Here is an 18,522-nt window from a genome sequence, read left to right on the forward strand (position 1 = left end):
TTGACCGCTTGCGCCAAGCGCTTGTCGCACAAGGAAAATTTCCAGCTGCACCAAGGCTGTCCATAGGCTTTTCCACAATTGCTGTGGAAAAGCTGATTTCAGAAAGAAGAACCAATATCGTTTACACTTTCGTCCGCTGCAGCCGGACCGCGCTGCGTCCCACCTTCATCGCCAAGCGCGCGGACGCTTGGCCCATCGGAGAACGTTCCATGCGTAAAGCCGTGCTAGCCGTCGCCGCCTGCGCCCTGCTGACTGCCGCCGGGCCTGCGGCGGGCGCCACCGCCGCACAGGTGGTGCGCCAGTATGCCGACATCGCCCAGGCCGGCTACGAGGACGCGCTGGCCACGGCCCGCACGCTGGCGAAGTCGGTCGATGCGCTGATCGCCAGCCCCAGTCCCGATACGCTGCGGGCGGCCCGCCAGGCCTGGCTCGATGCGCGCGTGCCTTACCAGCAGACCGAAGCATTCCGCTTCGGCAATCCCATCGTCGACGACTGGGAAGGGCGGGTGAATGCCTGGCCGCTGGACGAGGGCATGATCGACTACGTGCACGCCTCGTACGGCACCGAATCCGACGCCAATTCGTATTACGTGGTCAACGTGATCGCCAACCCCTCGATCAAGGTGGGGGGCAGGCAGATCGACGCGGCGCGCATCACGCCCGAGCTGCTGCGCGACGTGCTGCACGAGGCCGATGGCAACGAGGCCAACGTGGCCACGGGCTATCACGCGATCGAGTTCCTGCTGTGGGGCCAGGACCTGAACGGCACCGGGCCGGCGCCGGCCGGCCGCCAGGGCACGCCCCAGGAGCGCCACGGCGGCAATCGCCCGCATACCGACTTCGCGCCGGCGCAGTGCACCGGCGGCCATTGCGAGCGGCGCGTGCAATACCTGAAGGCCGCCACCGAGCTGCTGGTGGCCGACCTGGAGGAAATCGTCCAGGCCTGGGACGAACAAGGGCCTGCGCGCGCCGCCGTCCAGCAGGACGCGCAGGCCGGGCTTGCCGCCATGCTGACCGGCCTGGGCAGCCTGTCCTACGGCGAGCTGGCCGGCGAGCGGATGAAGCTGGGCCTGATCCTGAACGATCCCGAGGAAGAGCACGACTGCTTTTCAGACAATACCCATAACTCGCACTTCTATAACCAGCAGGGCATGGTCAACGTCTATCAAGGCCGCTATCGCAGGGTGGACGGCAGGATCGTGCAGGGCCCGGCCCTGTCGGACCTGGTCCGGGTCGCGGACCCGGCGCTGGACCAGGAGGTGCGCGAGAAGATGGCCGCCACCACGGCCGCCATGCAGGCGCTCAAGACCCGCGCCGAGACGGTCGAGACCTACGACCAGATGATCGGGGCGGGCAACCCGCAAGGCAACGCGGTGGTGCAGGCCGCCATCGATGCGCTGGTGGCCCAGACCCGCAGCTTCGAGCGCGTGATCGCCGCCTTGCAGCTGGGCGATATCGCGCTCGAGGGCTCGGACAGCCTGGACAATCCGGAGGCGGTCTTCCAGTGATGCGCGCGGCGGCCGTGGCGGCCGGCCTTTGGCTGGCTGCGCTTGCCGGCGCGGCCGTGGCGGCCGGCGTGGGCGGGCCAAAGCAGGACGCTGCGGGGCTGCCGGCCGGCCGCGCATTGGCCGGGCGCACGGACCTGAACGACGAAGAGCGCCGCCGCGTGCAGGCGGTCACGCGCCCGACGGGGGACTTTTCCGCGCCCGAGCGTTTCGAGACCATGCAGGCCGGCGCGGCCACGGTGCGCAAGCTGCTGAACGCGGACATTTTTTCTCATCCCTCGGCCAATCTTTCCTTCGAGGGGCGCCAGCAGTTCCTGGTGGGCAACGGACTGTTCCGCAAGGATTGGGTATCGTCGCCTTCCTCCACCCAGGCCTCCGACGGCCTGGGGCCGCTGTTCAACGCGCGGTCCTGCCAGGCCTGCCATGTCAAGGACGGGCGCGGCACGGTGCCCGGCTTCGATCCGCTGGCGCGCGGCGACGCGGTGGCGCTGTTGCTGCGCCTGTCGGTGCCGCGCCAGGCGGGCGCGCCGGACAACAATCCGACCGAGGCGGAACTGGCTTCGCTGCCCGATCCCGTCTACGGGCATCAGCTGCAGAACTTCGCCGTGCCGGGGCTGGCGGCCGAAGGCCAGTTGGACATCCGCTACACGCCCATCGAGATCGCGCTCAATGGCGGCGAGACCGCCACGCTGATGGCGCCGCGCTACCGCATCACCGACCTGGGCTACGGGCCCATGCATCCGGACGTGCGCCTGTCGCCGCGCCTGGCGCCGCCCATGATCGGACTGGGCTTGCTGGAGGCCATCCACGAAGCCGACATCCTGGCCAACGAGGCCGCCGACAAGCCCGACGGCGTGCGCGGGCGGGCCAACTGGGTCACCGACCTGGCCACGGGCAAGCGCGCGCTGGGGCGCTTTAACTGGAAGGCGGGCCAGCCTACCGTGGGACAGCAAAGCGCCGTGGCCTTCTCGCAGGACATGGGCCTGTCCACGCCGCTGGTGCCCAGCCACTACGGCGATTGCACGCGCGCCCAGCCCGGCTGCCTGCGGATGCCGCACGGCGCGCAGCCGCATCTGGGCGAGCACGAGGTCCCGGGCGAACTGCTGGAGCTGGTCACCGCCTATTCGGTCAACCTGGGCGTGCCGCAACGGCGCGATGCCGGCGATGCGCGCGTGCTGGCCGGCAAGAGGCTGTTCTACGAAAGCGGGTGCACGGCCTGCCACGTGCCCAAGTACGTGACGCGCCGCGACGCCGCCCGGCCCGAGCACCGCTTCCAGCTGATATGGCCCTATACCGATCTGCTGCTGCACGACATGGGCGATGGGCTGGCCGACGATCACGCCGAGGGCGGGGCCAGCGGCCGCGAATGGCGCACGCCCCCCTTGTGGGGCATAGGCCTGACGCGGATGGTCAATCCCAATGCGACCTGGCTGCACGATGGCCGCGCCCGCAGCCTGCTCGAGGCGGTGCTCTGGCACGGCGGCCAAGCCCAGGCCGCGCGCGACCGCGTGGTGGCGATGTCCCCGCAGGAGCGGGCCGACCTGATCCGTTTCCTGGAGTCGCTGTGAAAGGAGGCAAGATGACGAGGCACCCCGAATCGAGCGGCCGGGCGCGCCGGCGTGGCGCGCCGGCCCGTCACTTCGGAACAGGCCGCGCCGGCGGGGGCGGGCTGGCCCGCGCCCTGGCGGCCGCTGCGCTGGCGCTGGGCGTGTGCTGGACGGTCCCGGCCGGCGCCGGTCCCGTGCCGGCCGACCTGGGGCAGCGCCTGGCCCAGGGCTATGCCGCGCCGGCCACCGCCCGCCTGGCCGCCAGCGCCGAGCGCCTGCGCCAGGGCCTGGCCGCCTATTGCGAACGCTCCGGGCCCGATGGCGCCGCCGCGCAAACGCTGGAGCGCGCATTCGGCGACACCGTGCTGGCCTGGGCCGGCGTGATGTTCCTGCGGTTCGGCCCGCTGGTGCAGGACAACCGCTACGAGCGCATCGCCTTCTGGCCCGATCCGCGCGGCGTGATGCAGCGCCAGGTACAGGGGCTGCTGTCCTCGCCCGAGGCGGCCGGCCTGGATGCCGGCATGCTGGCCGGGCGCAGCGTGGCCTTGCAAGGCCTGCCCGCGCTGGAGTTCGTGCTGTATCGCGACGGCGGCCTGCTGCGGCAGGCAGAGCCGCAGGCGGCCGAATGCCGCTACGCCGGCGCGCTGGCCCAGGTCCTGGTCCGGACCGTGCGCGAGCTGGCCCAGGCCTGGTCCGGGCAGGGGGAGTTCGCCCAGGACTTTTCCCGCCCGGGGCCGCAGCGCAATGCCTATCGCAGCCAGCGCGAGGTGGCTGCCGAGGCGGTCAAGGCGCTCTCGGGCGGCCTGCAGTTTGCGCGCGACATCCAGCTGGCGCCCACGCTGGCCGAGCCCTACCGCGACAGCCTGGCGCGCCGCGCGCCCTTTTGGCGCAGCGGCCTGACCGTGGCGTTCCTGCGCGCCCAGGCGCAGGGCCTGCTGGCGTTCTACGACACGGCACGGTGGGGTTTCGACGCGCGCAATGCCGGCATGGACCAGAGCATCCGGCACGAGCTGGCGCAATGGGAGCAGGTGCTGGCCGGGCTGCCCGGGCGCCCGTATGCCGAGCTGCTGCAGGACGAGGCCGCCCGCGGCCGCCTGGGCCTGCTGCTGCTGGTGCTGCAGAACGCCCGCAGCCTGGTCGACCAGGATCTGGCCGGCTACCTGGGCATCGCGGTGGGCTTTAACGCCCTGGACGGAGACTGACCATGCGCCTGACGCGCCGCCAGTGGCTGGCCGTGCTGGCCTGGTCGGCCTTGCCGGCGGGCGCGCATGCGGCGCTGCCCCCGGACGCGGCCGGCGGCCAGGGCCCGCGCTACCTCAGCGCGCGCCGACGGCGCGGCCGCTACGAGGCCGTGGTGGTCGATGCGCAGGGCCGCGACCTGCTGGCCGTACCCATGCCCGACCGGGGCCATAGCTTCGCCATCGACGCGCCGCGCGGCCGGGCCGTGGCCTTCGGGCGCCAGCCGGGCTTTTTCGCCGTGGCCTTCGACCTGCGGGGCCGCCAGGCGCCCCAGGCGCTGGCCAGCGCCGAGGGCCGGCACTTTTTCGGGCACGGCGCCTTCGACGCGGCCGGCGCCCGCCTGTACGCCACCGAAAACGATTACGAGAACGGCCGCGCGGTGCTGGGCGTCTACGATGCCGCGCCGGGCGCCGGCTATGCGCGTATCGGCGAGATCGACGTGGGCGGGGTGGGCGCGCACGAAGTCATCCTGCTGCGCGACGGGCGCACGCTGTGCGTGGCCAACGGCGGCATCCTGACCCATCCGGACTACGGCAAGCTCGAACTCAATCCCGATTCGATGCGGCCTTCGCTGGCCTACGTCGATGCGCCCAGCGGCCGGCTGATCGAGCGCATCGAGCTGGGCGCGGACCTGCGCAAACTGTCGGTGCGCCACCTGGCCCAGGCGGGCGACGGCAGCGTGTGGTTCGGCTGCCAGCATGTGGGGCCGCGCCACGAGCGCCCGCCCCTGGTGGGCCGCCACCGGCCCGGAGCGGATGCGCAATTGTTCGAGGGCAAGCCAGGCACCACCCGCGCGCTGGAGAACTACATCGGTTCGGTGGCCGTGGGCAGCGACGGGCGCACGGTCGCCACCTCCAGCCCGGTGGGCGGCAGGGTGGTGTTCTGGGACGCCGCCACCGGCAAGGAGCTGGGGCAGGCGGCGCTGTTCGACGGCTGCGGCATCGCGCCCGACGGCGCGGGCCGCTTCCTGTTCACCAGCGGCTCGGGCGCGATGCAGCGCGTGGACCCGGCCGGCGTGCAGGGCACCGTGCTGCCGGCCGACGAGGAACTGGCCTGGGACAATCACCTGCGGCCCGTGCCGGATGCGTCTTGATACCGCGCGCGCAACCACTCTGATATAAATTCGCGTCATTTCCGCGGCGCCGCCCGCACTTCAGGAGCAGACCTGCATGGACGCCTTCGTGCTCACCGATCTCGACACCTGGGGCCCCTGGCTTATCCAGTGGGGAGCCAACCTTTTGACGGCCATGCTCATCCTGGGGGTGGGGTGGTGGCTTTCCAATACGCTGGGACGCACGGTACAGCGTGCCGCCGAGCGCTCGCCGCGCATCGATGCCACCATCGTGCCGATGGTGCGCACCGTGGCCGTGTGGGCCATCCGTGTCTTCACCCTGATCGCGGTGCTGGCCCGCTTCGGCGTGCAGACCGCCAGCCTGATCGCGGTGCTCGGCGCGGCCGGCCTGGCCATCGGCCTGGCGCTGCAGGGCACCTTGCAGAACATCGCCGCGGGCATCATGCTGATTTCGCTGCGGCCCATCCGCGCCGGCGAATACGTGCTGTTCAACAATATCGAGGGCACGGTGGCCGAGGTCGGCCTGTTCCTGACGCGCATCACCCAGCCCGACGGGGTGACCACCACCGTGCCCAACAGCGTGGTGTGGAATGCCACCATCACCAACAACAGCCGCAATTCGCGCCGGCGCCTGGACATCCAGATGATCGTGCGCTATGGCGATGACCTGGACCGCGCCATCGAGACCATGCGCGCGCTGATCGTCTCGCATCCGCTGTCGCTGGACGATCCGGCGCCGCAGGTGCTGGTCATGGACCATCGCGAGAACGGGGTGGTGGTGCTGCTGCGCATGTGGGCCGAGGCGGCCAATCACTGGACCTTGCGCTGCGACCTGCACTATCAGCTGCGCAAGCAGCTGGAGGCCGCGCACCTGCGCGCGCCCATCCCGGTGCGCGGGTACGAGCAAGAGCGCGTGCACGAGGCCGAGCCGCCCAAGGCGCAGCCGCAGCCCGCACCCGGCCAGCCGGCCGGCTCCGGCTCGCCGGGGCAGCCCTCCGGAGGCTAGCCCGGCAGGCCCGGCGCCGGCGGCTTGGTCCGCGCCGCCGGCGCCTTCAGGCGGCCAGCGCGCGGTAGCGCGCCAGGCCGTCCTGGATCAGGGCGGCCATCTCCCGCTGGCGGGCTGCCGGCATGCGCTCGATGATGGCCGTCACGCTGATGGCCAGCAGCGGCCGTCCTTGCGCGTCCAGCTGGGCGCAGCCCACGCCCAGCGCGCCGCGCACGGCGTGATTGCCCACCACGGCGTAGCCGCGCGCGCGGGTGTTCTCGATCAGGCGCAGCATCTCGGTGACCGTCATGCCGCCGTACTCCTGCAGGCGCGCCGCATTGCGCTGCACGATCTGCTCGGCCTGCGGCGGGGGCAGGGCGGCCAGCAGCGCCATGCTGCCCGAGCCTACGCCCAGGGGCTGGCGCTTGCCGGCATAGGTCGCCAGGATCTGCACCGGATAGCCGCCGATCTCGCGGTGCAGGCTGAGCGAGTCGTCGCCGTCGCGCACCACCAGGAACACCGCATCGCCGGTGCGTTCGGCCAGCTCCTGCATCAAGGGGCGCATGCAGGCGATGCGCCTGTCCTGGCTGCCGGCCGAGCCGGCCGCCGCCACGGCCTGATAGCGGCGCATGCGTGGCACCTGCCGCACCAGCCCGGCCTCGATCAGCGCGGCCAGCAGCCGGTACAGCGTCGGGCGCTGCAGGCCGGTCTGGCGGGCCAGGTCGGTGATGCGCAAGCCGTCGGGCGCGGCGGCGTCGCGCAGCACGCGCAGGACCTGCAGGCCGCGGCGCAGGGTGCGAGGGCCTTCCTGGGCGATGGCCTCGGGGGGACGGGAAACGGACATGGGCACAGGGTAGCGGGCGGAACCAGGGTTATCGCCAGGAAATGTCCGCTGTGCGGACACAGGCTTGCCGCTGGCCGGCAAAAAAAAGAATATGGCGTGTCTGCGCTGGACGATAGTTCACCAGGTGGACGATGTCCAATCGGCGTCAACCAGCCCAGGCCGGCCTGCGGGCCGGCCACGCAACCCATAACAGAACAAGGAGTGAGACGATGGACAAGCACGACCGCGCCGCGCGCGCCCCGTTCTTCCCCAGGCAAGCCGGCCGCCTGTGGCGCAGCCTGGCCGCCGGGGCCACGCTGGCGGCCGGCACACTGGCCGGCGCGCCGGCCGGCGCCGCCTATCCCGAGCAGCCCGTACGCGTGGTGGTGGGCTTTCCCGCCGGCGGCACGACCGACGTGGTGGCGCGCGTGCTGGTGCAGGCCATGGGCGAAGACCTCAAGCAGAGCTTCGTGGTCGAGAACCGGCCGGGCGCCGGCAGCAACATCGGCGCCGAACTGGTGGCTCGCGCCGCGCCCGACGGCTATACGCTGTACATGGTCGCGGTCACCAGCGCCATCAACCATACGCTCTATCCGAAGCTTTCCTTCGACCTGACCCGCGATTTCGCGCCCGTGGCCCTGGCGGCCAAGGTTCCCAACGTGCTGGTGGTCAATCCCTCGGTCAAGGCCGACAGCCCGCAGGCGCTGGCCGAGCTGGCCCGCAAGGAGCCCGGCAAGCTGGCCTTCGCCTCTTCGGGCAGCGGCACGTCCATCCACATGGCCGGCGAACTGTTCAAGATCCAGGCCGGCCTGGACGTGCTGCACGTGCCCTACAAGGGCAGCGCGCCGGCCTTGACGGACCTCATCGGCGGGCAGGTGCAGTTCATGTTCGACAACATGCCTTCGGCCTGGCCGCACGTCCAGTCGGGCAAGCTGCGCGCCCTGGCCGTGACCACGGCCGAGCGGTCGGAAACCGCGCCCGACCTGCCGACCATGGCCGAGTCGGGCTTTCCGCAGTTCAACGTGTCGTCGTGGTTCGGCCTGATCGCGCCGCGCAACACGCCGCCCGAGGTCATCAAGACGCTGAACGAATCGGCGCGCAAGGCGCTGGCCCGGCCCGAGGTGAAAAAGCGCCTGGCCGACCTGGGTGCGGTGGCGCAGGACACCACGCCCGAGCAGTTCGGCCAGTTCATCCAGGAGGAGGTCGAACAGTGGGGCAAGGTGGTCAAGGCCTCGGGAGCCCGGGTCGAATGAGGGCTGGGGCCGGCATGCCGCGCAGCCGGGGCGTTTCATCGGGCCGGCGCGTATGATTTCCAAGCTGTACGAGGGGGCGGCGCAGGCGCTGGCCGACGTGCCCGACGGCGCCACGGTCATGATCGGCGGCTTCGGGCCGGCCGGCCAGCCGCTGGCGCTGATCGAGGCGCTGCTGGCGCAGGGCGCGCGCGACCTGGTGGTGGTGAACAACAATGCCGGCAACGGCGATACCGGCCTGGCGGCCCTGCTGGCCGCCGGGCGGGTGCGCAAGATCATCTGCTCGTTTCCGCGGCAGGCCGATTCGCACGTGTTCGACGGTCTGTACCGCAGCGGGCGCATCGAGCTCGAACTGGTACCCCAGGGCAACCTGGCCGAGCGCATCCGCGCCGGCGGAGCCGGCATCGGCGCGTTCTACACGCCCACCGGCGCCGGCACGCAGCTGGCGCAAGGCAAGGAAACCCGCATGATCGATGGCCGCGAGCACGTGCTGGAATACGCCCTGAAGGCCGATTACGCGCTGATACAGGCGCGCGCGGCCGATCGCTGGGGCAACCTGGTCTATCGCAAGACCGCGCGCAACTTCGGCCCGATCATGGCCGCGGCCTCGCGCATCTGCGTGGCCCTGGTCGACGAGGTGGTGGAGCTGGGCGGCCTGGATCCCGAGGTCGTGGTCACGCCCGGCCTGTATGTGCAGCGCGTGGTGCGCGCCCGGCCCGCGGCGAAGGAGGCCATGCGATGAAAAGGCTGGACCGCAGGCAAATGGCCGCGCGCGTGGCCCGCGATATTCCCGAAGGCAGCGTCGTCAACCTGGGCATCGGGCTGCCCACCCTGGTGGCCGATTTCCTGCCGCCGGGCCGGGACATCCTGCTGCACAGCGAGAACGGCATCCTGGGCATGGGGCCGGCGCCCGCGCCCGGCCAGGAGGATCCCGATCTCATCAACGCCGGCAAGCAGCCGGTCACGGCCCTGCCCGGGGCCAGCTATTTCCATCACGCCGACTCCTTCGCGATGATGCGCGGCGGGCACCTGGACATCTGCGTGCTCGGGGCTTTCCAGGTCTCGCGCCACGGCGACCTGGCCAACTGGCATACCGGCGAGCCCGATGCGATACCGGCCGTGGGCGGGGCCATGGACCTGGCCCTGGGCGCGCGCAGCGTCTACGTCATGATGGAGCTGCTTACCCGCGCCGGGGCGAGCAAGCTGGTGGACCGGTGCAGCTATCCGCTGACCGCGCGGTCCTGCGTCAGCCGGGTCTATACCGACGTGGCGGTGTTCGCGCCGCAGGCCGACGGCGCGGTGCGCGTCATCGACGATCTGGCGGGGCTGGGTCTGCCGGCGCTGCGGGATCTGACGCGGCTGGACTTGCAGGCCTGAGCGCCTGGGCGCGCCCGGCGGTGGCCAGCATGGCCGTGCACACGCCGCGCAGCATGTCCACTTCGTCCTGCGTCAGGCCGTTGCGGCCGAACAGGTGGCGCATGCGGGGCATCAGCTTCTTGGGATGCCTGGGATTGAGAAAGCCCACCGCCACCAGGGCCTGCTCCCAGTGCGCCAGCAGGGCCTGCACCTTCTCGCCGCTGGCCGGCAGCGCGCCGGGCGCCGGTGCGGGCGGCGCGGGCGCGGCCGCGGGCAGGCGCTCGCCCGGCTCGAGCAGGGCATAGCGCATCTCCCAGGCCGCCAGCTGCAGCGCCTGGGCCACGTTCAGCGAGCTGTAGGCCGGATTGGCAGGGATGTGGCAGATGCGCTGGCACAGCGCGATGTGTTCGTTGGTCAGGCCGCTGCGCTCGGTGCCCAGCACCACGGCCACGCGCCCGGCCGGCTGCTGCGCCAGGTGGGCCTGGGCCTGCCGGGCGGCCTGGCGGATGTCGCAGACCGGCGGGCCCAGGTCGCGCGGGCGCGCCGTCAGCGCAAAAGCCAGGGTGACCGGCGCCAGGGCCTGTTCGAGGGTCTGCACCACCTGGGCGTCGGCCAGCACGTCGGCCGCGCCGCTGGACAGCGAGACGGCCTCGGGCTGCTCGGTGATGCGTTCGGCCAGGGGGGCGACCAGCACCAGTTCGCCAAAGCCCATGGTCTTGATGGCGCGCGCGGCCGAACCCACGTTGCCCGGGTGGCTGGGGTGGGTCATGACGAAGCGGACGCGTGAAAAGGCGGGTGTCATTTAAAATAGCGCGTTTGGGCCATGCGCCCCAGACATTCTGCGGGCAGGCATGCGGCATGCCGACGCCCCGACAGTACCGAAAACAGACGGAATTTTATGCATCCCATGCTCAATACCGCCATCAAGGCGGCTCGGCGCGCCGGCTCGATCATCAACCGGGCCAGTCTCGACATAGAACGCCTGCAGGTCGCCCGCAAGGGGCCGCGCGATTATGTCACGGAAGTCGACCGCGCCGCCGAGGAGGCCATCATCGATGTGCTGGGCAATGCCTATCCCGATCATGCCTTCCTGTGCGAGGAGTCGGGCCTGCGCGAGGCCGCCGAGGGCGGCAGCCAGGTCGATAACCAGTGGGTCATCGACCCGCTCGATGGCACCACCAATTTCATCCACGGCCTGCCCACCTATGCCGTGTCCATCGCGCTGCTCACGCGCGGGCAGGTGACCCAGGCGGTGATCTACGACCCGGCGCGCAACGAGATGTTTACCGCCAGCCGCGGCAGCGGCGCCTTCCTGAACGACCGGCGCGTGCGCGTCTCGGGCCGCATCCGCTTTCACGATGCCCTGCTGGCGGCGCGCTGGCCCGGCCCTTCGGGCCCGGACCACAATATCTTCCCGCGTTTTGCCGACATGGCCGATGCCTGCGCGGGCGTGCGCCGCACCGGCTCGAGCGTGCTGGACCTGGCCTACGTGGCCTGCGGGCGCTTTGACGCCTTCTGCGGCCAGGGCCTCAAGCCTTGGGACATGGCCGCCGCCAGCCTGCTGGTGCTGGAGGCCGGCGGGCTGATCGGCGACTTCGCCGGCGAGCAGACCTGGTTCGATTCGGGCTCGGTGCTGGCCGCCTCGCCGAAGATCTTCACGCAGATCCTGGGATACCTGCAGCCGGCGGCTTAGGCCGGGTTAGCAAGGGCGGGCGGCGCGGATCGCGCCGCCCGCCGGGACGCGCCCAGGCGGCCTGGCCGGCGCCGGGGCCGCGGCCGGTGGCCGCCGCACGCGGCCTGTGACAGACGGATAAGCCCGATTCCGGGTACGATTGTCGGTCCCGAAACTTCTGGAGCTCCTGATGGAGTGGATGCAGGACCCCGCCGCGTGGGTCGGCCTGCTTACCCTTGTCGTTCTCGAAATCGTCCTGGGGATCGACAACCTTCTGTTCATCGCCATCCTGGCCGACAAGCTGCCACCCGCGCAGCGCGACCGGGCCCGGGTCCTGGGCCTGTCGCTGGCCCTGATCATGCGCCTGGGCCTGCTCTCGGTCATGTCCTGGCTGGTCACGCTGACCGCCCCCCTGTTCTCCGTCGGCGCGCTGAGTTTCTCCGGGCGCGACCTCATCCTGATGCTGGGCGGCTTCTTCCTGCTGTTCAAGGGCACCATGGAGCTGCACGAGCGCATCGAAGGCAAGCGGCACGCGAGCACCGGCCCGCGCGTATATGCCAGCTTCGGCGTCATCGTCCTGCAGATCGTGGTGCTGGACGCGGTCTTCTCGCTGGACGCGGTCATCACCGCGGTGGGCATGGTCGAGCACCTGGAAGTCATGATGATCGCCGTGGTCATCGCCATGGGCGTCATGCTGGTGGCTTCCAAGCCGCTGACGCGCTTTGTCAACGCCCATCCCACGGTGGTGGTGCTGTGCCTGGGCTTTTTGCTGATGATCGGCTTCTCGCTGGTGGCCGAAGGCTTCGGCTTCAAGGTGCCCAAGGGCTACCTGTACGCGGCCATCGGCTTCTCGGTCGTCATCGAGGCGCTCAACCAGGTGGCGCGCCGCAACCTGCTGCGGCTCGAGGCGCGGCCCATGCGCGAGCGCACCGCCGAGGCGGTGCTGCGCATGCTGGGCAAGCGCCCGCCCGAGATCGTCGCCCCGGCCGAGGCGGCTGCCGACGAAGGTCCCACGGTGCCCACTTTCGGCGTGGAGGAGCGCAACATGGTCAGTGGCGTGCTGACCCTGGCCGACCGCAACATCCGTTCCATCATGACGCCGCGCACCGAGGTCACGTGGATCGACCTGAACGACGATCCCAAGGCGATCCGCGAATTGCTGGAAAAGACGCCGCACAGCTTCTTTCCTGTCTGCCGAGGCTCGCTGGACGAGGTGGTGGGCATCGGCCGCGCCAAGGACCTGGTGGCCGACCTCATCACCGAGGGACAGATCCGCCGCAGCCGCCTGCGCGAGCCCATCATCGTGCACGACTCGACCAACATCATCCGCCTGATGGACACGCTCAAGCGCTCGCGCGGCCAGCTGGTGCTGGTGGCCGACGAGTTCGGCGCCATCGAGGGCCTGGTCACGCCCATCGACGTGTTCGAGGCGATCGCCGGCGAGTTCCCCGACGAGGACGAGCTGCCCGATATCGTCCAGGAAGGCGAAGGGCGCTGGAAGGTCGACGGCGCCGCCGACCTGCATCACCTGGAACAGGTGCTGGAAACCGACGGGCTGGTGCAGGAGGAGCAGGACTACGCCACGCTGGCCGGCTACCTGCTCGAGCGCTTTGGCCAGTTGCCGGCCGCGGGCGACGCCTGCGAGTTCGAGGCGCCCCATGCGCGCTATCGTTTCGAGGTGCTGCAAGTGCAGGGCCGCCGCATCGCCTCGGTGCTGGTCGAGCGGCTGGCGCCGCAGCCCGACGAGCCCGAAGCGCCCGCAGCCCCGTGATTCCCCGACCCCGGCGGGCCGCGCCCGGCCTGCCCCCAAGCAATAAGGAACCCTCTCGCTCATGACGGACAACACCCTGCAGCTGATCAAGGCCTTCATCCTGGGCATCGTCGAAGGCTTGACCGAGTTCGTGCCGGTGTCGAGCACCGGCCACCTCATCGTGATCGGCGACTGGATCGGCTTTCAATCCAGCGAGGGCAAGGTGTTCGAGGTCGTGATCCAGTTCGGCGCCATCCTGGCGGTGATGTGGATCTTCCGCGCGCGGCTCTACCAGCTTATCCACGGCACCTTGACCGGCCAGCGCGGCGAGATGCTGTTCGCCCGCAACCTGGTCATCGCCTTCCTGCCGGCCGCGGTGATCGGCGCGATCTTCATCTCGGCGATCAAGTCGCTGTTCTTCCACCCCTCGGTCGTGGTGGTCACGCTGGTGCTGGGCGGGCTCATCATGCTGTGGGTCGAGCGCAAGCCGGGCGAGGGCGGCGAATCGGCCCACACCCGCAGCGCCACGGCCTTCTCGCTGGACGAGATCACCTGGAAACAGGCGCTGGCGGTAGGCTTTGCCCAGTGCCTGGCCATGATCCCGGGCACCTCGCGCTCGGGCGCGACCATCATCGGCGGCATGGTGGCCGGCATCCAGCGCAAGACCGCCACCGAGTTTTCCTTTTTCCTGGCGATGCCGACCATGCTGGGCGCCGCGGTCTACGACACCTACCGCAACTACGGCGTGCTCAGCGGCGAGGAAACCTGGGCCATCGTGGCCGGCTTCATCGGCGCCTTCCTGAGCGCGCTGGTGGTGGTGCGGGCGGTGCTGGCCTTCGTGGCGCGGCATACCTACCGGATATTCGGCTGGTACCGCATCGTTTTTGGCGGGGTGGTGGCCTTGTGGCTGCTCACGCGTGGCTAGGCGGTGATAGGGGTTTTCCCTCGGTTTGACGAACCGGGACAAGGACGGGCCGGCCCATGCCGGCCTTTTTTCCCTCTACGAGCCATAGCTACGAAAAAAATGCGTAAGTAAGCGAGAATTTAACTCGTTTGCTAATCGTAAGCGAGGAGGCTTTTAATGTTTTCTCCTGTCACTGAGAATTCATGCCTCCATGTCCCCGATTGGTTACCGAGTCCTGCCGGCTGCCGCGCAGCCTGTTTCGTCCCAGATGCTGCAAGCCTTCGCCACGGTCGGGGTCGCTCAGATCAGCGACTGCATGGGCCGGCTTTACGGGGTGCGCGGCCTGCGTCCCTTGCATGCCGCGCATGCCGGCAGGCTGGCCGGGCTGGCCCGCACCGTCAAGACCCGTCCGGGCGATAACCTGATGATCCACAAGGCCATCTCGCTGGCCCAGCCCGGCGAGGTGCTGGTGGTGGATGGCGCGGGCGAACTGGCCAATGCGCTGGTGGGCGAATTGATGGCCATGGACGCCGAGCGCCGCGGCATGGCGGGCTTTGTCATCGACGGCGCCGTGCGCGATGCCGACGTCTTTGCGCAAGGCGCATTTCCTTGCTTTGCCCGCGGTGTGGCCCACCTGGGGCCGTACAAGGATGGCCCGGGCGAGATCAACGTGCCGGTGTGCGTCGGCGGCCAGGTGGTGTGCGCAGGCGATGTCATCGTCGGCGATGCCGACGGTGTGCTGGCCATCCCGGCCGCCCAGGCCGAGCAGGTCCTGGCTGCGGCGATGCGCAAGGAAGCCGACGAGGCGGCGATCAAGGACAAGATCCGCGCCGGCACCTATGCCAAGCCCTGGATGGACCAGGCCATCGCGGCCAAGACCGGGGGGGCGCAATGAACATCGTCGCCGACCGCGTCCAGCGCATCAAGCTCTCGCCCAGCGTCGCGGCGCGCGCCATCATCGCGCAACTGCGCGAAGAAGGCCGCCGCATCATCGACCTGACCATCGGCGAGCCCGACTTCGCCACGCCGGCGCACATTTGCGAGGCGGCGGTGGCGGCCATCGGGCGCGGGCAGACCAAGTATCCCGCCGCCCAGGGCGTGCCGGCGCTGCGGCGCGCGATCCGCGCGCGCATCCTGGCGGACATCGGCCAGGACTACCCGGTGGGCCAGATCATCGTGAGCACCGGCGCCAAGCAGGTCATCTACAACGCCCTGGCCGCCTCGCTGAACGAGGGCGACGAGGTCATCATCCCCGCGCCGTACTGGGTGTCGTACCCGGACATGGTGACGGTCAACGGCGGCAAGCCGGTGATCGTGCCCGCCACGCCGGCTGGCGGCTATCGGATCGATCCGCAGGCCCTGGAGGCGGCCATCACTGCCCGCACCAAGTGGCTGATGCTCAATTCGCCCAGCAACCCGACCGGGGCGCTCTATCGCCGCGAGGACCTGCAGGCTCTGGCGGCCGTGCTCGAGCGCCATCCGCACGTCTGGCTAATGACTGACGACATCTATGCGCGCCTGAACTTTACCGGCCAGCCCTCCGTGCATCCCTTGCAGGTCGCGCCACGGCTGGCCGAGCGCACGCTGGTGGTCAACGGCGTATCCAAGGCCTACGCGATGACGGGCTGGCGCATCGGCTATGGCGCCGGGCCCGAGCCGCTGCTCAAGGCCATGGCCATCCTGCAGTCGCAAAGCACGTCCGGGGCCTCGTCGATCAGCCAGGCCGCCGCGCTGGCGGCCCTGGAAGGGCCCCAGGACTGCGTGACGCAGTTCGCCGGCATTTTCCGCGAACGCCGCGACGAGGCCTTGCGCAGGCTACGAGCCGTGGCGGGCCTGGCGCTGGTCGAGCCCGAAGGCGCGTTCTACGTGTTTCCGGACTGCAGCGCCTTGCTGGGCAAACGCATGCCCGATGGCAAGGTGCTGCGCACCGATACCGACCTGACGCATTACCTGCTGCGCGAGGCCGGGGTCGCCGTTATCGACGGCAGCGCCTACGGCGCGCCAGGCACCTTCCGGCTGTCGTTCGCGGCCTCGCTGCAGGATCTGCGCGCCGGCTGCGAGGGCATTGCCCAGGCCTGCGCCAAGCTGCAGTAGCACCGGCCCCGCGCCGCGCCTTTTCATCCATCGCAACACCTGCCGCGGCCGCCGGCCCGGCATTTTCCAATAAGGGGATCCGCATGAAGAACTTCAAACGAGTGCTGTCGCTGGGCATCCTGGGCGGCCTGCTGGCCGCCGGCGGCGCGCAGGCCGACCAGCTTGCCGATATCAAGGAGGCCGGTGAGATGACCTGCGGCACGCTGGGCACCTCGCAGCCTTTCAGTTTCCAGGATCCGGCCACGCGCCAGCTGGCTGGCTACGATATCGACTTTTGCAAGCTGGTGGGCGAGAAGCTGGGCGTGAAGGTCAACTTCAAGCTCCTGTCGGTGGCCGCGCGCGTGCCCGAGCTCAATGAAAAGCGCGTGGACATCCTGGCCGCCAACCTGGGCTATTCGCCGGCCCGCGCCGAACAGATCGGCTTTTCGCACATCTACTACGTCAGCCCGCAGAAGCTGCTGGTGCGCGCCGATTCGGGCGTGACCGGCATGCAGGACCTGCGCGGCAAGCGCATCGGCGCGACCAAGGGCTCCAGTTCCGAGCGCGAGATCAAGGAGCGCCTGCCCGAATCGAAGGTGATCGGCTACACCGACAGTTCGGCTGCCTACCTGGCCCTGCAGCAGAAGAAGACCGAGGCGCAGTTCGCCTCCGAACTGGTGCTGGTGCGCCTGATGCTGCAAAGCCCGCCCACCGCGCCGGTGACCGTGCTGGAGCAGGCGGTGTTCGAGGAGCCGTGGGGCCTGGGCATCCGCAAGGACGAGCCGGCCTTCATGAAGGCGGTCAACGATATCCTGGAGCAGGCCGAGGCATCGGGCGAGGCCGCCCGGATCTTCGAGAAGTGGTTCGGCCAGCAGACGCCCTTCAAGCTCCAGCGGTCGTTCAAGATCGGCCCGGTCGCGGGCTGAGCGCCGGCGCGCCAGGCATACGAGGAACCCCGGATGGCATTCCTGACTCCGGACCAGATGATGCAGCTCGTCAACGGCATGGTTACCACCGTGCAGCTGTTCCTGACGAGCTGGGTCCTGGCCTTCACTCTCGCCGTGACCCTCGTGGTCATCCGCACCACGAACCTGCGCGCGGCGCGCTGGTTCGTCGATGCCTACGTCGAATATCACCGCAACGTGCCGCTGCTGGTGCAGGTGCTGTTCTGGTATTTCGGCATGCCGGAGTTGCTGCCCGAGGGATTGCGCGGCTGGCTGTACGAGCACAACGCCGAGCTGTCGCTGGCGGCGATCGCGCTGGGCATGGGTTCGGCCGCGTACATCGCCGAGGATATACGCAGCGGCCTGCGCGCCATCCCGGCCACGCAGTTCGAAGCCAGCCGCGCGCTGGGCGCCAGCTACCTGCAGTGCATGCGCTGGATCATCGTGCCGCAGGCCCTGCGCATCTCCATTCCGCCCCTGGTCGGGCGCGCGCTGCTGCTGTTCAAGAACACCAGCGTGGCCATGGCGATCGGGGTGGTCGAGCTGACCTACCAGGCGCGTGAAATCGAGAACGAAACCTACCGTACCTTCGCCACCTTCGGCGCCGCTACTGTGATGTACCTGCTGGGCTCCTTCCTGATCCTGTTCATCGGTTCGCGCATCGCCGCGCGCTATCGCCGGGACCGCCAGGGAGTCGGACATGCTTGATATCCTGGTTACCTACTGGCCCCAGTTCCTGGTGGGCATGTATCCCCACGGGCCGCTGGGCGGGCTTGCGCTGACCCTGATATTGGCGGTGCTGGGGCTGGTCCTATCGCTGCCGCTGGCCTTGCTGATCGCGCTGGCGCGGGTCAGCCCGTTCAAGATCCTGTCGGTGCCGGCCGCCGCGCTGGTCAGCGTGGTGCGCGGCATGCCGCTGCTCATGCTTATCTTCTGGGCTTATTTCGTGGTGCCCAAGATCACCGGCGGCACCATTAGCGGATTTACCACGCTGGTATGCGCGCTGGTGGTGTACGAGAGCGCCTATCTGTCCGAGGTGATCCGTTCGGGCATCGAGGCGATCCCGCCCGGGCAGGTCGAGGCCTGCCGCTCGCTGGGCGGGGGTTATTTCACCACCCTGCGCAAGGTGGTGCTGCCGCAGGCCTTGCTCAATGTGCTGCCCAGCATGACCAGCCAGTTCATTTCCACGGTCAAGGAAACCTCGCTGGGCTACGTGATCAGCGTCAACGAGCTGACCTTCGCGGCAAACCAGGTCAACAACATGGTGCTGACCCAGCCCTTGCAGGTGTTCGGGATCCTGGCCATTACCTACTTCCTGGTCTGCTTCACCTTGTCCCGTTCGCTCCATTGGCTCGATGCCCGCGTGCGCAGCGCGCGCGCCATGGCCTGAATCCTCCATTGC

The 18,522-nt window shown here is 69.6% G+C and carries 18 protein-coding genes; 16 read left to right on the forward strand and 2 right to left on the reverse strand.

Annotation, left to right across the window (positions count from 1 at the left end; all coding sequences use genetic code 11):
* Positions 1-209: 209 nt before the first annotated feature.
* The 5 genes from V8Z80_RS05265 (at position 210) to V8Z80_RS05285 (ending at position 6,369) form a co-directional block, all read left to right on the forward strand.
* A complete protein-coding gene (locus V8Z80_RS05265; RefSeq protein ID WP_336061271.1) occupies positions 210-1,508 on the forward strand; it encodes an imelysin family protein in 1,299 nt (432 codons plus the stop codon).
* Complete coding sequence (locus V8Z80_RS05270; RefSeq protein WP_336061384.1) at positions 1,508-3,073, forward strand: di-heme oxidoreductase family protein; 1,566 nt, start codon at positions 1,508-1,510, stop codon at positions 3,071-3,073. Before V8Z80_RS05265 ends, V8Z80_RS05270 begins: the two co-directional genes overlap by 1 nt.
* 11 nt (positions 3,074-3,084) lie before the next feature.
* Positions 3,085-4,254 (forward strand): imelysin family protein, encoded by a 1,170-nt coding sequence (locus tag V8Z80_RS05275; protein WP_336061272.1) that lies wholly within the window; start codon positions 3,085-3,087, stop codon positions 4,252-4,254.
* Positions 4,255-4,256: 2 nt separating this feature from the next.
* On the forward strand, positions 4,257-5,384 hold the full coding sequence (locus V8Z80_RS05280; protein WP_336061273.1) for a DUF1513 domain-containing protein: 1,128 nt from the start codon (positions 4,257-4,259) through the stop codon (positions 5,382-5,384).
* Positions 5,385-5,460: 76 nt separating this feature from the next.
* Entirely contained in the window at positions 5,461-6,369 is a 909-nt protein-coding gene (locus V8Z80_RS05285) for a mechanosensitive ion channel family protein (RefSeq protein WP_336061274.1), read from the forward strand.
* 46 nt (positions 6,370-6,415) lie between these two features.
* On the opposite strand, the gene V8Z80_RS05290 is transcribed toward V8Z80_RS05285, so the two are convergent.
* Positions 6,416-7,192 carry an IclR family transcriptional regulator gene (locus tag V8Z80_RS05290; RefSeq protein ID WP_336061275.1) on the reverse strand — a complete coding sequence of 259 codons (777 nt, stop codon included), beginning with the start codon at positions 7,190-7,192 and terminating at the stop codon, positions 6,416-6,418.
* Between the two features lie 209 nt (positions 7,193-7,401).
* Between V8Z80_RS05290 and V8Z80_RS05295 the strand changes: the two genes are divergently transcribed.
* Genes V8Z80_RS05295 through V8Z80_RS05305 form a run of 3 tightly spaced genes read left to right on the forward strand, consistent with a single transcriptional unit; the run spans position 7,402 to position 9,798 of the window.
* Positions 7,402-8,424: a tripartite tricarboxylate transporter substrate binding protein gene (locus V8Z80_RS05295; protein ID WP_336061276.1), complete on the forward strand. Its 1,023-nt coding sequence runs from the start codon at positions 7,402-7,404 to the stop codon at positions 8,422-8,424.
* Between the two features lie 52 nt (positions 8,425-8,476).
* Positions 8,477-9,163 (forward strand): 3-oxoacid CoA-transferase subunit A, encoded by a 687-nt coding sequence (locus V8Z80_RS05300; protein WP_155196563.1) that lies wholly within the window; start codon positions 8,477-8,479, stop codon positions 9,161-9,163.
* The gene (locus V8Z80_RS05305; RefSeq protein WP_155196564.1) at positions 9,160-9,798 is read left to right on the forward strand and encodes a 3-oxoacid CoA-transferase subunit B; all 639 of its coding nucleotides are present in this window, start codon (positions 9,160-9,162) and stop codon (positions 9,796-9,798) included. Before V8Z80_RS05300 ends, V8Z80_RS05305 begins: the two co-directional genes overlap by 4 nt.
* Here the strand turns inward: V8Z80_RS05305 and V8Z80_RS05310 are convergent.
* Complete coding sequence (locus tag V8Z80_RS05310; protein WP_336061277.1) at positions 9,728-10,579, reverse strand: RNA methyltransferase; 852 nt, start codon at positions 10,577-10,579, stop codon at positions 9,728-9,730. The two genes, V8Z80_RS05305 and V8Z80_RS05310, sit on opposite strands and share 71 nt — an antisense overlap.
* A 96-nt stretch (positions 10,580-10,675) precedes the next feature.
* Here V8Z80_RS05310 and V8Z80_RS05315 point away from each other — a divergent pair, with 96 nt between their 5' ends.
* The 8 genes from V8Z80_RS05315 (at position 10,676) to V8Z80_RS05350 (ending at position 18,510) form a co-directional block, all read left to right on the forward strand.
* Positions 10,676-11,470 (forward strand): inositol monophosphatase family protein, encoded by a 795-nt coding sequence (locus tag V8Z80_RS05315; RefSeq protein WP_155196566.1) that lies wholly within the window; start codon positions 10,676-10,678, stop codon positions 11,468-11,470.
* 169 nt (positions 11,471-11,639) lie between these two features.
* Complete coding sequence (locus V8Z80_RS05320; protein WP_155196567.1) at positions 11,640-13,220, forward strand: TerC family protein; 1,581 nt, start codon at positions 11,640-11,642, stop codon at positions 13,218-13,220.
* Positions 13,221-13,281: 61 nt separating this feature from the next.
* Entirely contained in the window at positions 13,282-14,124 is an 843-nt protein-coding gene (locus V8Z80_RS05325) for an undecaprenyl-diphosphate phosphatase (RefSeq protein ID WP_155196568.1), read from the forward strand.
* Between the two features lie 190 nt (positions 14,125-14,314).
* Positions 14,315-14,998 carry an RraA family protein gene (locus V8Z80_RS05330; protein WP_336061278.1) on the forward strand — a complete coding sequence of 228 codons (684 nt, stop codon included), beginning with the start codon at positions 14,315-14,317 and terminating at the stop codon, positions 14,996-14,998.
* Positions 14,995-16,197, forward strand: a complete 1,203-nt coding sequence (locus tag V8Z80_RS05335) for an aminotransferase class I/II-fold pyridoxal phosphate-dependent enzyme (RefSeq protein WP_336061279.1) — start codon at positions 14,995-14,997, stop codon at positions 16,195-16,197. The genes V8Z80_RS05330 and V8Z80_RS05335 overlap by 4 nt, the downstream gene beginning before the upstream one ends.
* Positions 16,198-16,385: 188 nt before the next feature.
* Positions 16,386-17,102 carry an ABC transporter substrate-binding protein gene (locus V8Z80_RS05340; protein ID WP_155196580.1) on the forward strand — a complete coding sequence of 239 codons (717 nt, stop codon included), beginning with the start codon at positions 16,386-16,388 and terminating at the stop codon, positions 17,100-17,102.
* A gap of 33 nt (positions 17,103-17,135) precedes the next feature.
* Complete coding sequence (locus V8Z80_RS05345) at positions 17,136-17,828, forward strand: amino acid ABC transporter permease (RefSeq protein ID WP_155196571.1); 693 nt, start codon at positions 17,136-17,138, stop codon at positions 17,826-17,828.
* Positions 17,821-18,510, forward strand: coding sequence for an amino acid ABC transporter permease (locus V8Z80_RS05350; protein ID WP_155196572.1), 690 nt, complete (start codon positions 17,821-17,823; stop codon positions 18,508-18,510). Before V8Z80_RS05345 ends, V8Z80_RS05350 begins: the two co-directional genes overlap by 8 nt.
* The last annotated feature ends 12 nt before the right edge of the window (positions 18,511-18,522 follow it).

This window comes from Orrella sp. JC864 (genome assembly GCF_037026685.1).
Lineage (GTDB): Bacteria > Pseudomonadota > Gammaproteobacteria > Burkholderiales > Burkholderiaceae_B > Orrella.

Excerpts from the sequence above, each read along its gene's own strand:
- V8Z80_RS05265 (WP_336061271.1), top strand. The coding sequence starts at position 210 with ATGCGTAAAGCCGTGCTAGCCGTCGCCGCCTGCGCCCTGCTGACTGCC.
- V8Z80_RS05270 (WP_336061384.1), top strand. The coding sequence starts at position 1,508 with ATGCGCGCGGCGGCCGTGGCGGCCGGCCTTTGGCTGGCTGCGCTTGCC.
- V8Z80_RS05275 (WP_336061272.1), top strand. The coding sequence starts at position 3,085 with ATGACGAGGCACCCCGAATCGAGCGGCCGGGCGCGCCGGCGTGGCGCG.
- V8Z80_RS05280 (WP_336061273.1), top strand. The coding sequence starts at position 4,257 with ATGCGCCTGACGCGCCGCCAGTGGCTGGCCGTGCTGGCCTGGTCGGCC.
- V8Z80_RS05285 (WP_336061274.1), top strand. The coding sequence starts at position 5,461 with ATGGACGCCTTCGTGCTCACCGATCTCGACACCTGGGGCCCCTGGCTT.
- V8Z80_RS05290 (WP_336061275.1), bottom strand. The coding sequence starts at position 7,192 with ATGTCCGTTTCCCGTCCCCCCGAGGCCATCGCCCAGGAAGGCCCTCGC.
- V8Z80_RS05295 (WP_336061276.1), top strand. The coding sequence starts at position 7,402 with ATGGACAAGCACGACCGCGCCGCGCGCGCCCCGTTCTTCCCCAGGCAA.
- V8Z80_RS05300 (WP_155196563.1), top strand. The coding sequence starts at position 8,477 with ATGATTTCCAAGCTGTACGAGGGGGCGGCGCAGGCGCTGGCCGACGTG.
- V8Z80_RS05305 (WP_155196564.1), top strand. The coding sequence starts at position 9,160 with ATGAAAAGGCTGGACCGCAGGCAAATGGCCGCGCGCGTGGCCCGCGAT.
- V8Z80_RS05310 (WP_336061277.1), bottom strand. The coding sequence starts at position 10,579 with ATGACACCCGCCTTTTCACGCGTCCGCTTCGTCATGACCCACCCCAGC.
- V8Z80_RS05315 (WP_155196566.1), top strand. The coding sequence starts at position 10,676 with ATGCATCCCATGCTCAATACCGCCATCAAGGCGGCTCGGCGCGCCGGC.
- V8Z80_RS05320 (WP_155196567.1), top strand. The coding sequence starts at position 11,640 with ATGGAGTGGATGCAGGACCCCGCCGCGTGGGTCGGCCTGCTTACCCTT.
- V8Z80_RS05325 (WP_155196568.1), top strand. The coding sequence starts at position 13,282 with ATGACGGACAACACCCTGCAGCTGATCAAGGCCTTCATCCTGGGCATC.
- V8Z80_RS05330 (WP_336061278.1), top strand. The coding sequence starts at position 14,315 with ATGTCCCCGATTGGTTACCGAGTCCTGCCGGCTGCCGCGCAGCCTGTT.
- V8Z80_RS05335 (WP_336061279.1), top strand. The coding sequence starts at position 14,995 with ATGAACATCGTCGCCGACCGCGTCCAGCGCATCAAGCTCTCGCCCAGC.
- V8Z80_RS05340 (WP_155196580.1), top strand. The coding sequence starts at position 16,386 with ATGACCTGCGGCACGCTGGGCACCTCGCAGCCTTTCAGTTTCCAGGAT.
- V8Z80_RS05345 (WP_155196571.1), top strand. The coding sequence starts at position 17,136 with ATGGCATTCCTGACTCCGGACCAGATGATGCAGCTCGTCAACGGCATG.
- V8Z80_RS05350 (WP_155196572.1), top strand. The coding sequence starts at position 17,821 with ATGCTTGATATCCTGGTTACCTACTGGCCCCAGTTCCTGGTGGGCATG.